The sequence below is a fragment of the Bradyrhizobium sp. P2_E8 genome (assembly GCF_056403875.1).
In genome coordinates, this window is record NZ_JBFUES010001826.1 from 1 (window position 1) to 650 (window position 650).

General features: G+C 63.1%; 1 protein-coding gene. It reads right to left on the minus strand.

Going from position 1 to position 650, the window contains the following annotated elements:
- Window positions 1-391: Fur family transcriptional regulator (locus AC1D00_RS44135; RefSeq protein ID WP_477015078.1), on the minus strand; the 391-nt coding region annotated here is incomplete at its 3' end.
- Window positions 392-650 lie beyond the last annotated feature (259 nt).

A 650-nucleotide genomic window follows, 5' to 3' on the forward strand; every position in this document is an offset into this window, starting at 1 on the left:
GGCCTTCGGCGAGGTCGACCAGCACATCCTCGCCTTCGAAATAGAAGTGCGGATGCACGGATGTGTCGGTATCGAAGAACGACTTGATGCCGTCGGCGGCGATCCGGCGCAGCAGGCCGGCTTCGGTGAACTGGTTCAGCGTATTGTAGACGGTCGCGAGCGACAGGTACGCGTTCGCCGCCAGCGCCTCCTCATAGAGCCCCTCGGCGGTCACGTGGCGATGGCCGCGCAGGAACAGCAACTGGCCGAGCGCCAGGCGCTGGCGCGTTGGCCGGAGGCCCGCATCAACAAGCAATTGCAGACAGCGCTGCACGCCCTCATCCGGCTCCGGTCCGACGACATCAGGTCCGCTGTCGTCGCCCGCGGGGATATTCGTGGCCTGCATGTCCATCGATCGTCTCACGGCTGAAAGAACCAGGGCACGCAACGCGGCGTCCGGCCAGTTGCCACTCGATCGCAGAAGCGGCGTCTTGGCTTTGATCCGGATCAAATCCGGAAGCGGTCGCCTCTGACCTATCGCAAGGCGGCCCGGTTTATTCCCGATCAGAATGCAGGGGTATCGATGAGGTTCAGATGTCCAGGCCGGTTCCCGACAAGGCAGAGGTCGCGCTCGAATATCCCGACAAGTTCTATGTCGGCACCTTCGAGCA